General features: G+C 60.7%; 6 protein-coding genes. 3 read left to right on the top strand and 3 right to left on the bottom strand.

The window, feature by feature from the left end; translation table 11 throughout:
* Window positions 1-93: 93 nt before the first annotated feature.
* The 3 genes from HS122_05895 to HS122_05885 all read left to right on the top strand — a co-directional run bounded on the left by HS122_05895 (window position 94) and on the right by HS122_05885 (window position 8,463).
* On the top strand, window positions 94-3,030 hold the full coding sequence (locus HS122_05895) for a hypothetical protein (GenBank protein MBE7537925.1): 2,937 nt from the start codon (window positions 94-96) through the stop codon (window positions 3,028-3,030).
* Window positions 3,031-3,125: 95 nt separating this feature from the next.
* Window positions 3,126-4,100 (top strand): quinone oxidoreductase, encoded by a 975-nt coding sequence (locus tag HS122_05890; protein MBE7537924.1) that lies wholly within the window; start codon window positions 3,126-3,128, stop codon window positions 4,098-4,100.
* A 91-nt stretch (window positions 4,101-4,191) separates the two neighbouring features.
* Window positions 4,192-8,463, top strand: coding sequence for a HEAT repeat domain-containing protein (locus tag HS122_05885; GenBank protein ID MBE7537923.1), 4,272 nt, complete (start codon window positions 4,192-4,194; stop codon window positions 8,461-8,463).
* Between the two features lie 322 nt (window positions 8,464-8,785).
* Here HS122_05885 and HS122_05880 read toward each other — a convergent pair whose 3' ends face one another.
* From HS122_05880 to HS122_05870, 3 genes are all read right to left on the bottom strand, one after another.
* Window positions 8,786-10,336: a sodium/solute symporter gene (locus HS122_05880; GenBank protein ID MBE7537922.1), complete on the bottom strand. Its 1,551-nt coding sequence runs from the start codon at window positions 10,334-10,336 to the stop codon at window positions 8,786-8,788.
* A gap of 469 nt (window positions 10,337-10,805) precedes the next feature.
* Entirely contained in the window at window positions 10,806-12,251 is a 1,446-nt protein-coding gene (locus tag HS122_05875) for an FAD-dependent oxidoreductase (GenBank protein ID MBE7537921.1), read from the bottom strand.
* A gap of 34 nt (window positions 12,252-12,285) precedes the next feature.
* The gene (locus tag HS122_05870; protein ID MBE7537920.1) at window positions 12,286-14,316 is read right to left on the bottom strand and encodes an SUMF1/EgtB/PvdO family nonheme iron enzyme; all 2,031 of its coding nucleotides are present in this window, start codon (window positions 14,314-14,316) and stop codon (window positions 12,286-12,288) included.
* Between the last annotated feature and the right edge of the window lie 17 nt (window positions 14,317-14,333).

The raw sequence follows: 14,333 nt of genomic DNA, 5'->3' as shown, positions 1-14,333 counted from the left end.
GGGCGAACATCGACCGTGCCAATCGCTTCCGATGAATGATTTCACACTCGCCGCAGAATGCCTGATAAAGCATCGTGGCCAATCCATTTTACCATGAAGATTACTCCAACGAAATTTCTTGGGCGGAGCCGGTTGCTTGGAAGTGTGGCAATTCGTTTTGCCTGTCTTGGTCTGGGGCTCTGCGCAGCCGGGACCGCAAGTGCGGCACTGCCGCTTCCCACGGGTGCCACTGCGGCGCCCAATACGGCGGCGACCACGGCCGCGTTTCCGAAACGCATCACCGCGCGCGACAGCAATTATGCCGTCTGGGACAGTGGCACGGTCATGCCTCACTACAATCGTGCGGGTTACTACTCCATGCCCAACGTGAATGGGCAGAACAACACGACCATTGGCGGGCTGCTGGAATTTGATTCTGCGGGCAACACCGTCACCCGGCTGTCGCCGCTGCAGCTGGGCGTGACCGTCCTGTCCGCCGCCGATGCCAGTCAGTTTTTCGCGAAGCAGACCACGCCGACGGAAACAACGTTTGGCCTTTACGCGAAGGCCGGGGGCGCGCCCATATTCCAGAGAAAAATGACAACCGAAGCAGCGCGGACGACGGTCATTCCGGGCTCGACGGTCAACCGTATTTTTGTGGTGCGCGATCTGGACATCTCCGTCGAAGTGCTGGCCTTCAACAACGATGGCAGCCTCGCGTGGGGCCGGTCGCTGACGGCGCCCGGTTTTACTACAACGGCACAGAACACGAACCCCGTCGTGTATGGACTGCCGCTGACCGACGGCTCGCTGCTGGTGCACGTCCTGCGCATGCAGTTGAATCTGATGACGTTTTCGATTGGCTATGAAACCACAATCATCAAGCTCACCTCGACGGGCGCGGTGTCGTGGGCAAAACGCTCCACCAACAACGCCATTTTCTATGCGCTTCCGTCGGCGACCACGACGAATCTCTATTTCTCCGGAGTCGAACTGCCCGCCTTGGGCGGCACTGCAAGCCCCGGGACAATCGTTGCAAAGGTGACTTCGGCGGGTGCCGTCATCTGGAGCAAACGAATCAGCGGCGGCAGCGGTGACCGGATCGCGTCGATCGCGGCGGGAGGTGAATTGGCGAATGAGAGAGTGCTTCTCACGGGTGCAATGACGGCGGTGCAGGGATCGAGCAACCCTGCCATCGACGCTGTTCTTGGCGTCATGAGTTCCAGCGGTGCGATTGAGGCGCAAACGCAGATTTCCTTTGGCACAATCAATGTCCTCGCGCCCCAGTTTGAAGGGAGCCGGATCTGGCTGGGACTCGCGTCGGGAACAGCGGCCGACACAGTCCGCCCGGTCTATGCGGGTTTGTCGGATCTGACGCTGAGCAACATCAAGTGGAAGAAATACAAGAACAACATGAGCCTGGTGATGGTTTCTCCCGACTATGACAGCGACGACGTTGTGGCCTCGTTCTTCAACAGTACGGATCACTCGATCGAGGCTGTGGCATTCAAGGATGACTTCGGCGCGAGTGTCAGCACGGAGCTCTTCACGGACGCAACGCCCACCGTCAGCAATCCCGGACTGACCGCGACGGACGTCACTTTCTCCCTTGCGGATGTGACGGTGACCGCAACGTCGATCAATCCTTCGCTTGTCACTGGCACAACGCTGACGTTTGAGACCCTCCCGACCACCGAAACCAGCATCGGTTCCGGGGGCGGAGGTCCGGTGACTCCGGTGAGCATCGCAACCCAGCCCGCAGCGCAGACAGTGAGCCAGGGGGCGAGCGCATCCTTTTCGGTGGGCATCAACAACCCCAGCGGATTGACGGTCACCTACCAGTGGAGTTTCAACGGCACTCCGATATCCGGAGCCACGGGGTCAACCTACACGATCCCCTCGGCGCAGCCATCGCATGTCGGCAGCTACACGGTCGCGGTGACGTCCAACGGTTCCACACTGACGAGTTCAGCGGCGACGCTCACGGTGAACCCGGTCACGCCTGTCAGCATCGCCACGCACCCCAGTTCGCTTTCCGTGATCCAGGGATCGGGCGCCTCTTTCACAGCGACCATCAACAATCCTGGCGCGCTTGCGGTCACGTATCAATGGAGGCTGAACGGCGTGCCGATTTCCGGCGCAACGGCTTCATCGTATTCGATCCCTGGCGTGCAGCCTGTGAACGTCGGCAGCTACACCCTGGCGGTGACGTCCAATGGCAGCACGGTCGTCACGAATCCGGCCACGCTGTCCATGACCCCGACGCAGCGTCCCGCCGGCACCGCGATCCTGCACACTGCGGATATCGTTCACCCGGCGACCGGGAACGTCTATGACCAGTTCCTCCTGACGGGAGCGGCGGCATCAATCACTGCGGATCCGGGCCAGATCGCACGCATTTCCTACGTGGATCTGACGGATGACATCGTGCAGCTGGAGTTCTCCGGAGCCGGAGTCCTTACGGTCACGCTGACGAATCCCTCGGGTCCGGCGGTGGCGGTGAACTACAATCAGCCGTCCGTCAGCTACATGAAGGGCCATGCCACGGTGACCATCTCCGGCGCCGATTCCACGACGAACTTCGGCGTGTACAGCGTTGGAGCGGCGACGGGCAATGTCCTGGTGCTGAAACCTGGCGTCACCTACGACGGTTTTGCAGATCTCGCGCTGGTGAACATCATCAGCCCGACGGGGCAGTTCGCTGGTGTGCGAGTTGGAAACGTCAGTTTCTTTGGCTCGTCGGGAAATGTCGGATTGTACGCGCCGGGGGTGAATATTGCCGGACCGCTCAATCTGTATGACATCGACGCCCACGACAATGCATCGCCAAAGCTGGTGACCGGCACCGTGGGGACCAATATTCTCATCACTGGCGGAAACCTTCTTCAATCCAATGGCCGCGCCATAGAAATTGGCGGGGCGACCGCAATCAAGATGAACCCGGGGCAGCGCTCCGATGGATTCCTCATGTCCGCCCAGGCGAACCAGGGGCGGCTTGAGCGGAATGGGGTCGATGTCACGTCGTCGGTCATCATTCCGCCCACGCCGTGATTTGACGTTGTATCCTTGATACGCAGCGCCCTGAACGACCGGTCATTGCGCTGCGGAAGGAAACCGACGGTCGCGCGTTCCGATCAGACTCTGCCATGCTTTCAATTCGCATCCATGCAACAGGCGGCCCGGACAAGTTGATCGTCGACGACGTGCCGGTGCCTGCACCCGCGGCCGGTGAGATTCGTTTTTCCGTGGCGGCTGCGGGGGTCAACTTCATCGACACCTATCATCGCAGCGGGCTCTATCCGGTGAAGCTGCCCTTTGTTCCGGGGATGGAAGCGGCGGGAATCGTGACAGCCATCGGAGCCGGTGTGACAGAATTCCGGGTTGGAGACCGCGTGGCGTCGGCCAGCGCCAAGGGAGCGTATGCTGCGGAGGCGTTGTCGCCGGCCGCGCACACCGTGCCTGTGCCGCCACCTGTCGCACTTGAAACCGCCGCGGCGCTGATGCTTCAGGGAATGACGGCGCACTACCTGGCCTGCGACACGTTTCCGTTGAAGCGGGGCGACACCGCGCTGATCCATGCGGGCGCCGGCGGAGTTGGGTTGCTTCTGATTCAGATCGCCCGGCTGCGCGGGGCACGGGTGATCGCCACCGTGGGCACGGAGGAAAAGGCTGAACTCGCCCGGCAGGCGGGGGCGGGTGCCGTCTGCATCTATACGAAGGAGGGTTTCGTGGAGGCCTCCCGCGCCTTCACCGCCGGACATGGAGTAGACGTTGTTTATGATTCGGTTGGCAGGGACACCTTTGAAGGAAGCCTGGCGTGCCTCCGGCCGCGGGGCATGTTTGTGACATTCGGCAATTCCAGCGGGCCCGTGCCTGCCTTCGAGCCCTTGCTTCTGTCGAGAAAGGGATCCCTGTTCATGACCCGACCGACGCTGGCCCATTACACGCTGTCCGCCGAGGAGACACGAGCGCGGGCGAACGATCTGTTTGCATGGGTGGAGCAGTCGGTGCTGAAGGTGCGCGTGGGTGCGACGTTTCAACTGTCGAAAGCCGCGGATGCGCATCGCGCCTTGGAAGGACGCGTCACGACCGGGAAAGTCCTGCTTCTGCCCGGGAAATAGTGGACGCGGAATTTTTCGGAGGCCGTGGTTGCGTTCGACACAGCGCCGATGCTTCATTGGCGGACCTCGCGTTTGCTGGCGAGGCACCACCATGACCTATTCTCGAGCTCGCAGCGTTCCTGTCGCAATCGTCTCAATCCTCGGCTTGATTTTCGCCTCTGTGTGCCAGGCGGCGGAGGCACCCTTTGAGCTCAGGGACGGCGACCGCGTGGTCTTCATAGGAGACCGTCTGATCGAGGGCGAACAGGAGGCTGGCTGGATTGAGCTGATGCTGACGACCCAGTTTCCGGATCGATCCGTCACATTTCGAAATTTGGGATGGAATGGCGACACGCCTGCAGGTGGGTCGCGCGCAAGCCTGAGCCTGATTCAGGCGGGAAGGGAGCCTCCCGACGAGGGCTGGCGCCAGCTCGTGCGGCAGATTGAAGAGGCAAAGCCGACCGTTGCGTTTCTGGACTATGGCATGGCGAGTTCATTCTCGGGGGAGGAGGGACTGCCGGCTTTTCGCGAACAGATGAACCGTCTGATCGACACCCTTGAACGCGTGTCACCCGGGATTCGCATCGTGCTGCTTGCTCCGATTTCGCACGAGGCACTCGGCACGCCCTGGCCGGACCCTGCGGCGCACAATCGTCAGATCAGCGCCTATTCCGAGGTGCTCGCGGAGATTGGCGCTTCCCGGAAGCTCCGGTTCGTTCCGCTTCAGGAACAAACCCGCCTTCGGACCGGACGCCCGATCACGTTCAATGGAATCCATCCCACGGACGCCGGATATCACACGCTTGCGGGAATGATTGAGGAGTCGCTTTTCGGATCCAGCGCCCGCGGTGCGTGGCGGGAGGATTCACCGGTGATGAGTGCCCTGCGCCAGTCGATCCTGCGCAAGAATGACTGGTTCTTCTACGCATCGCGGCCCGCCAACTACGTCTATATCTTCGGTTTCAGAAAACATGAGCAGGGCCGAAACGCCGTGGAGATCGAGCAGTTTCGTCCGCTCATCGCGGCGGAGGAAGCCCGCATTGCTCAACTCCGCAGGCCGGGTGCTGTGGTTTCCGCGGATCTCGTCGCGAATCCACCCAAGCCCATACCGCAGGCCCCGCTGCAGCCTCTGCCGGATTTGAGTGTCGCCAGCGACCTCGACGTGACGCTCTGGGCGGAGAGCCCGATGCTGCACAAGCCGGTGCAGATGAACTTTGACGAGAAGGGCCGGCTTTGGATCGCCACCTCGGAACTCTATCCGCAGATCGAGCCGGGCCAGGCAACGAACGACAAGATCATCATCCTTGAAGATTCGAAGGGCGCCGGGCGTGCCGACAAGTCGACGGAATTTGCCGGCGGCCTGCTCATTCCGACTGGCATCGAGGTCGGTGATGGCGGCGCGTATGTCGCCCAGAGCACCGAGCTGATACATTTCCGAGACAACGACGGCGATGGCCGGGCCGATGAGCGGCAGGTGGTCCTGAGCGGATTTGGCACGGAGGACACTCATCACAATCTGCACACGCTCCGGTGGGGCGCGGATGGACGCCTCTACATGAATCAATCGGTGTACACCCGCACCAACGCGGAGACACCCACCGGCGTGGTTCGGCTCAAGGCGGGTGGCATGTTCCGCTTTGATCCGCGCAACGCGCGCATGGAGGTTGTCTATCGAGGCTGGATCAATCCGTGGGGGCACGCGTTTGACAACTATGGCGATTCGTTCGTCACGGACGGAGCGGGCTTTCAGGGGGTCAGTTGGGCGTTTCCTCGGGTGACATTTCGCACGCTGGCTCCGGCAAGGCGTCAGGCTCCGTCGATCAGCCTCGGACAATACCCGAAGTTTTGCGGCGCCGAGATCATGCGCAGCCCGTTGTTTCCCGCGGACTGGCAGGGTGATCTTGTGACGGCGGATTTCCGCGCCCATCGCCTGGTCCGATTCAGATATTCGGAAAACGGCGCGGGTTTTGTCACCCAGGAAATGCCGGATTTCGTGCGCGCAACGGGAGATTCCTTCAGGCCGATCGACCTGCGCATCGGTCCGGATGGTGCGCTCTATGTGGCTGACTGGAGCAATCCCATCATTCAGCACGGCGAGGTCGATTTCCGGGATCCCCGGCGCGACAAGTCAAACGGGCGCATCTGGAGAATAGCGCCGAAGGGATCAAGACCGCTTGTGAAGGCCGATCTTGGCCGGCTTTCAGTGGCGGAACTGCTCAACAGGCTGACATCCAACAGCGGCTACGAACAGGCCCAGGCGACGCGACTGCTGCGTGACCATGGCGCCGAGAAGGTGCTGCCAGCGCTGGATCGGTGGACTGCGGCGCAGCAATCAGACATCGCGAAGCTGCACGCGCTGCGAATTTACCAGGTGTTTGACAGCATTCCCCCCGCTCTTGTGAAGGAGCTGACGGAATCCGGGGATTCGCGAGTGCGCGGCGCGGCGGTGCGTGCGCTGCCTGTGGGAATGGACATCGGCATTCTTGCGAACCGTGTGGCGGATGAACATCCCCGTGTCCGGCTCGAAGCGGTTCTAGCCCTCGGGACGCGCGGCACTGCCCGGGCGGCCGAACTGGTGCTTTCCGCGATCGACAGGCCCACGGATGAGTTTCTCGAGTACGCGATCTGGCAGTCGATCAACGATCTGTCGAAGCCCTGGCTGGATGCGGTGCTGAGCGGGAAATGGAAATCCGAGGGGCGCGAGGCGCAGCTTGAGTTTGCGCTGAAGGCGATCGAACCGGTGGACGCGACGAGGGTCCTCGGCAATCTGATTTCAAGGGGAGTTGTTCCGCTGGATGGCTCCGGATCCTGGTTTGAATTGATAGGAGCTGCGGGAGGCGTGGCGGAGTTGGACAAGCTTTACGCGCGCATCGTTGATTCGAAACTTCCTGAGTCTGCGGTTTTGCGCGGGATGGATGCCCTCCTCAGCGCGACGCGCCTGCGGTCCTTGATGCCCTCGACGTCGGCGGAGCCCGCCATGGCAATGATTCAGTCTCCATCGGAAAAAATTCGCGTGGCGGCGATACGGGTTCTCGGCGCGTGGAAGGCGGGATCCGCAACAGCCGCGTTGCAGGAACGGGCGGCAAAGGGTGATTCATCCGAGCGCGATGCGGCGATGACAGCCTTGCGTGAAATAGGAGACGACGAGGCTCTTGCCGCGCTGCGGGCGCTGGCGGGTCCGCAGTCGTCGCTTGATGTCCGTCGTGACGCGGTTGTGGCGCTCGCTACCGTTGATTTCAAATCGGTTTCTGGGCGGATTGTGACCGTGCTTGCGGAGACTCGGGATCCGGCGCAGTCCGAAGCGTTGTGGCGTGCGCTGCTTGGCATCAAGGGTGTTGGAAAGGCTCTGCCGGCGTTGCTGGCATCGGCGACGCTTCCCGTCGATGTCGCGAAAGCGGGTCTCCGTCCATCGCGGGAGGGCGGCCGCTATCCGGAGCTGGCCGATTTGCTTGCCAGGGCCTCGGGCCTCAGTGCGTCCTCGGAGCCGCTGACCCCCGAGCGTTTTCAGGAGCTGGCGAGAGAGGCCGCAGCGAAGGGCGATCCCCATCGGGGCGAACGGCTCTATCGGCGACCGGATCTCGCCTGCATGTCCTGCCATGCCATTGGAGGAGCGGGCGGGCACATTGGACCGGATCTCACGAGCATTGGCGCGAGCGCCCCCGGGGACTATGTTGTCGAATCGTTGCTTGCTCCGGCCGCGAAGGTGAAGGAAGGGTACCATGCCGTCTCGATCACCAAGCGCGATGGGCAGGAGCTGATGGGCATGATTGCACGGGAGACAGCGACGGAGGTGCTGTTGCGCACGGCGACCAATGAGGAATTCTCCATCCCAACGGCGCAGATTGTCAGGCGCACCAACATCGGTTCGCTCATGCCTGCGGGGTGGAGGGATTCGCTTCTGCCGGAGGAGCGGCTGGACATCTACGCGTTTCTGTCAGCGCTCGGAAAGCCTGGTGACTTTGACGCCGGCAAGGGTGGCGTCGCCCGAATTTGGAGAGCGTACCTGGTTAGCGCGGCAAACGAGCACCTCGGCATCCAGCGGGTCGTGGAGGGCGACTACACGCTCAAGGACTGGGTGCAGATCGTGTCTCTTGCGGATGGAACGCTGCCCGTCTACGAACTCGAGACTGCCTTTCCCACGCGTGGAAACAACCGTGGTTTCTTCGTTTCGACGCGTTTTGATTCACCCCAGGGAGGCAATATGACCTTTGCACTCTCGGGCGAATCGGCTGGCGGCTGGTTGAATGGCAGGCGGGTGAATCTCGGCAAGACATTGAGCGTCGTGGCCAGACCGGGAGTGAACGTCCTCGTGCTGGAAACCGACCCCCTCGATCTTCCGGCAATTCGCCTGAGTTCTGAGACGGCAAGCTTTGTCCTTCAATAGCCTGCCCGGCACAATCGGACGACGAGTGATGCTCTGGATTGGTCCTTCGTTCTTTTCAGTGGGTAGCGGGCAGGTCGACCCGAGCGGCAGTGAAATAGACCCGTGAAAATTAGAAATTGTCTCAAATCTCAAAATGACAGGCGACTCTTTCGCGGATGCGACGGCACCACGGAAATACTATCAAAACGATGAAATTCTTGAAGTGGGTTGGTCGTCACTACTCGCACGTTTCAGGATGCGGTCACGATGTATCAGTACCTTGGATATCACATGCTCCCGAAAAACCTCATTTTCGACCTCCAGTTGCGCAAGTTGGGTTGGCTTAGTCTTTCGCTGGCGTGCGATCCCACACAGTGAGGTTCGTGAGCGGGCGGTTTGGGGTGTGGAATACGCAAGAGGCGAGCCAGCAGGTTACGAACATCGTCACGTTACTCAGGATCGACGTGTAATAGGGGTGGAATATCTCTTCGACCAAGCCCCACTGCGAGACGATGGAATAGCCGGTGAACGCCATTGTGGCGACCACGCCGCACAACACCGCACGCGCGTCACCGCGGCGCGTGAGAAGACCAAAAAGAAAAGCGCCGGAAATACCGCCACCCACGAGTGATAGCAGCATGAAGGAAAGATCTACGATCGTCCGGGAACTCCATCGCGCCACCGCCCAAGCGCCGCATGCCATAATCAGCGCGAAGGACATCGAAGCCCAGCGTCCCATGCGCACGTAGTGCGCATCGTTGCCGTCGCGATACAAGTGGGCACGATAAATATCGCACACCCACACCATGCTTGCGCTGTTGATACTGCTGCTAAGCGATCCCATCGCGGCCGCTAGTGCAGCAGAGACTACCAGACCGCACAACCCGGGCGGTAGAGCCGTCATGATGAAGTGCGGCAGGATGTCCTCCGCCTTCCGCAATCCACTGGAAATCTCCATCGATTCCGCGGACGGAAAGTGTTGGAAATAGACCCATAGGCAGGTGCCAATGAACATGAAGGTCGTCCACACAGGCAGCGCTCCGAAACCAAGCACAAACATCGATTTTCGCGCTTCGCGTGTGGACTTTGCGGAACACCAACGTTGCACCGTATCTTGATCGAGCTGGCCAGCGACAAATTGCGACATGCCCACCAGCACGAGCATCGGCAAAGTTATGTTTTTCAAAGAGAGGCCATTTGAGAGCGGCTCGAGCTGGCCCGTCGTCCGATTCAAATCCTCGAACGACAGCTTTCCAGCCGCCATCGCTTCCCGAAGGACCTGACCCAATCCGCCAGGCAGCGCCAAGGCAATCGTCACGATACATGCGATGGCTCCAACGATGAGAACTATCACCTGCGTGACGTCTGTCCACACTACCGCTTCGAAACCGCCCTTGACTGTGTAAAATGCGGTGGTGCCTGCGGCAATCAGGATGCAAACTGGCACGGAGTACGATGTGAGTGTGTGCAGGAGTACCGACAGCAGATAGAGGATCGCAGAGGCGCGCACTAGTTGTGCCGTGAGATAAATCATGGCCGCATAGGCCGCGATCGACGGACCAAATCGCAGGGATAGATAGTGATAGGCCGACCGTGCAGAACCCGAGCGAAACAACGGGATGAACAGGAAGGCGGCGACCGCCACCACGAGCGGATACGCAAACGAGGGTGCGAGGCGCACCCAAGCAGTGCGGAAACTATCTGCCGGGTATGCGATGAAAGTTACCGAACTGATGGTCGAGCCGATGAAGCTCAGGCCTACTGCCCAGCCAGGAAAATTGCGATTGCCTAGGAAATAGCGGTCCGTGCTGCTATTTTGCCGGGAAAACCAGAGGCCCACTCCAAGAATCGCGGTGAAATAGCCGAAGATGACGATAAGGTCGATGGCGCGCATGCCGGAAGTTTCTTAGAATATCCCGTCGGGCGGACTGTTTCGGGGACCGCGAAAATCAAGGGAGCTATGGTTCGGTGCCGAAACAGGCCTCAAGATCCAACGAGCGGAGAGTCAAGTTTCCAGCGCTGGAAAAGCTCTCGCAGCCGCGCGATAGTGCGCCGCGGAGCGCCCCAATTCAATCGCGGCCTCCGGACGGATATCAGAGTCATTCTCGATAGCTGACATTTCGGCGGCGAATTTGGCAATGATCGAGACTGCCTTCTTGCGCTCTTCGGGAGCGAAAAGGAGAAACCCATCAGTGCTGCCAAGCGCGAGGACTCCGCGCCACTCCATGGATTCGCTCGAAATTGACGTTTGCGGCGAGGGTGCCACGGTCCAAGCGCCGGTCCCGCCGACTGGGAGACATTGGGCGGTGAATGCGCCATGCGGGTGATAGACGGTCTTTCATCTCAGCCGTGGCCAACATTCTTCAATTTATCCGTGCATCTTCGGCTGCGGCGAATGCGGGTATGCCGGGGCTGTCAACCATGGCATCCACCTCGACGAGGCGCGCGCGCAGCGCCTGCGGATCAATGAGGCGCGGCACGGTCCCTGCCAGGGCCGTCAGCGCCGCCGCGGTACCAGCCGCCTGCCCCATGGCCATGCAGGTGCCCATCACGCGGAAGGATGATTGGGCCTCGCGGCTGCCCGATACGCAACGTCCCGCCATAAGAAGCGCATCCACCCCTTGGGGCACGAGGCAGCGATAGGGCATGCCGAAACTTAGCCCGCCATCGATTTGCGTGCCAGAGGCTAGGCTCACGTAGTCCGATGCGTGATTGTCATGGATGTCCATGAGGTTACCGCACTGCGCGACGTTGTCCGCAAACTGGCGCGCCTTCCGCGCGTCTTCGACGGTCAGATAATAGTGACCATGAATACGGCGCGTCTCGCGCACACCAACGTGTGTAGCGATCTGCACGAGGTTGACGTTCTCGAACCCCGGTACGTTCCGCTGCAGGAACTCGACGAGACGCCACACGACAGTGCGGCCAATTGTCTCGGCCTTGGCGAGCTGGTCGCCGTTCGATCCATCTAAATGGCTGATATGGATGAAATTTCCAGTGTGGAAGATGCCATTGCCGTAGTCGTGGAAATTTGTGCCCGTGATGCGAGGCACCTCAGGAATAGCTTGAGACAACTGTCCGACCCAAGGCATGAGATTGAGCCGGTAGCTGTTGATCTTACCGATTAGACGCTTCGGCTCAACGACGTTCCAAGGCTGCCGTTTGAGCACGCCGTGTTGCTCGGCCCGCGGCACGTTCACATGCGAAAGGAAGAAAAGCATCGTCATTGGCTGCAACACGCCGTCGCCACGACTGCCTATCTCGTGTTGGGCACCCGCCCGAGCTGCAAGGTCCCCGTCGCCGGTGCAGTCTACAAGGCAGTCGGCAGAGAGCTGCGACGAACCGGACTTGTTCTCCACAACCACGCCAGTGACGCGACTGCCCTCGCGAACGATGTTCGTGACCATGCTGCGTACAACCATGTTCACGCCGGCTTCGAGCAGCATTTCCGTGGCGGTGCGTTTGAAGAGCTCGGGATTGAAGCGGATATAGCGCGAGAGGTAGAAAGGGTCCTTGGGATCGTCGTCGTTGCGCATGATCACGCACAGGCCGCGGTCGATCATGCGGCGCACGAATTCCCAAGGGATGCCACCGATAACGCGACGGGCCGAGGTGTCGTAGAAGCCCTGAAGGCCGAGACCCATGCCGGCGACGCCCCCGACAAAGCCGTTCTGCTCAAGCAGGGTGGTTTGCGCTCCTTCCCGCGCTGCGGCGATGGCAGCGACGATGCCGGACGGCCCGGCACCCGCGACGATGACGCGCGCTCGAGAATTGGGAGCGGAATGAGAAGTAGGACTGGAAGCAGACATGGAATACGATGACGGAAATGATGAAAAAATGAAATCAAGGAGTGGCCGCGGGCATTTTCTCTCGAATCCAGGCTGCGTTGAATTCGTAGTGCAGCGCACTGCTGATGAGATGAATCGTGCCGTCTCGGCTTTGGATGCTGGCAATGTAGCCTTTCGGCTCGGCGGTCTCCGGTCCCATCTCGAATTTGCCGGTCCAAGCGCCGCCATCAAACGTACGCGGCGTCTGATCATCGGTGACGAGCCGGCGATAGGGCCATGTGACACCATCGTCGAACGAAAGCGCAGCGTAGAGCCCCTTCACGATGCGTGTCTTGCCAGCAATGTCGTTCAGTTCCATCCCCGTGGTGAAGGAGGCGAGAAACAGGCTGCCGTCCTGCAACCGCAGGATCGTTGGTCGCTGGCCGGAGCCAAGTGCCTCAATCAAACTGCTACTGTATTCCCAAGTCTTGCCCAGATCGTAGCTGACGCTACGCAGCAGGTTGTCAGGGTTCTGATCGCGACGGCCGAATGAAACGATGCCCCTTCCGTCCGCAGTTTCCGCGATCGGCGCATGGATGCCTGCAATCCAAGCGCCCGTCTTGCCCGGCACGAACTCGGGGTCGGGCCGGCCGGCACCCGGGTCATTGAAGGTCTTGCCGCCGTCGGTGCTAACCCAAACCGCGCAGCCACCATCGCCGGCAGGCTTCTTCCTGCCCGGAACGTCGGCGCTCAGAACGATCGCACCACTCCTAGTGTGGACGACGGAAGCGACAAGCATGCGCCGAGAGCCGTGCTCGGCATTTATGAAGTGCGACTTGGTCCACGTGACGCCATTGTCGCGCGAGGTGCGGGCAACGAGTGCCAAGCTGCCCCAGGTGCCGCCCACGCTAAGTCCGTTGAAATGCCAGATCGTATCCACGCCGTCCCACCAGACGACGCCAGCATGGGCGTTGCGGTCGGGTGGTGAGAAAAACGACTCGGAAGCCGGTTCCCATTCCGCCGCACCGTACCGCAGGCGGCTCGCAACATAGTGCAGTTCCCGTGTTTTTTCGCGATTCGTGGTATACCAGATGGCCAGCAGATCACCGTTCGGAAGCTCGGTCAGCGAGGGAACATGATTGTGCTTGAAGAAGGGTCCACGCGGCGTCGGGGTAACTCTCACGTAGGTGCGAGGTCCGCGGAACAAGGGTTTTGCCGTATCAACCGAACGCGGCATGATTGTCCGGTGCCTTTGATCAACGTTTTGCGCATATAGCTCAGGTGCCATCGGCGGAAGCGGCGGCGTGGCGGACGTCGGTCCCATGGCTAGGCGAAATCCGATCACCCACGTCCGATCTTGCGGGATGGTGCCAGCACGGTTGGCGGAGCGCAGGTAAGGTAGCTCCATCGAGTGGGCACCGCCGCGCGTGACGCGGAATTCACCGTCGCTGAGTCCGACTGGATCCTTCTGCGCTCCTGCGATGTAGGGCCCGTACCAGTCGGAACACCACTCCTCGACATTGCCGTGCATGTCATGCAGTCCCCAGGCATTCGCCGGATACTGGCCCACATGCAGCGAACGCACGTTCTCAAGCTCACCGTCCGAGCGGGCGGGATCCGGATACCAACTCAGTATTTGGTTATTCTGCTGTTCTACTGGGAACTCGGCGCCGGTGTTGAATTCGGTGGTGGTTCCGGCACGACACGCATATTCCCACTCCGCCTCCGTCGGCAGCCGGTAGGACTTACCCTCTTTCTTTGCGAGCCAGGCGCAGTACGCAGTTGCGTCCACCCAGTTCACAAACACCACTGCCTCGTCATCCGCCGTGGAGAAGCCGAGCTTGCCGCGCAGTTTGCGATGCGCGGGGTCGAACTCCTCGTATTGGCGGTTGGTGACCTCGGTCGCGCCGAGGTGAAACTCCCGCGAGATCGTCACATAGTGCAGTGTTTCCTCATCGCGATCTCCCTGCCGGCTGCCCATCAGGAAGGTGCCGGGCATGAGCTGCACCATGCGCTGGCCAACAGAGTTGACAAAGTCGGCTGCGTTCGCGAGTTCCGTGGAGCATCCGATCACCGCGAAAGCAAGGAACAGACGTTTGGTGATCATGACTTCGGTGGGATCGC

The sequence above is a fragment of the Opitutaceae bacterium genome, from assembly GCA_015075305.1.
Taxonomy (GTDB): Bacteria; Verrucomicrobiota; Verrucomicrobiia; order Opitutales; family Opitutaceae; genus UBA6669.
This window is presented reverse-complemented; position numbering and strand designations above follow the sequence as displayed.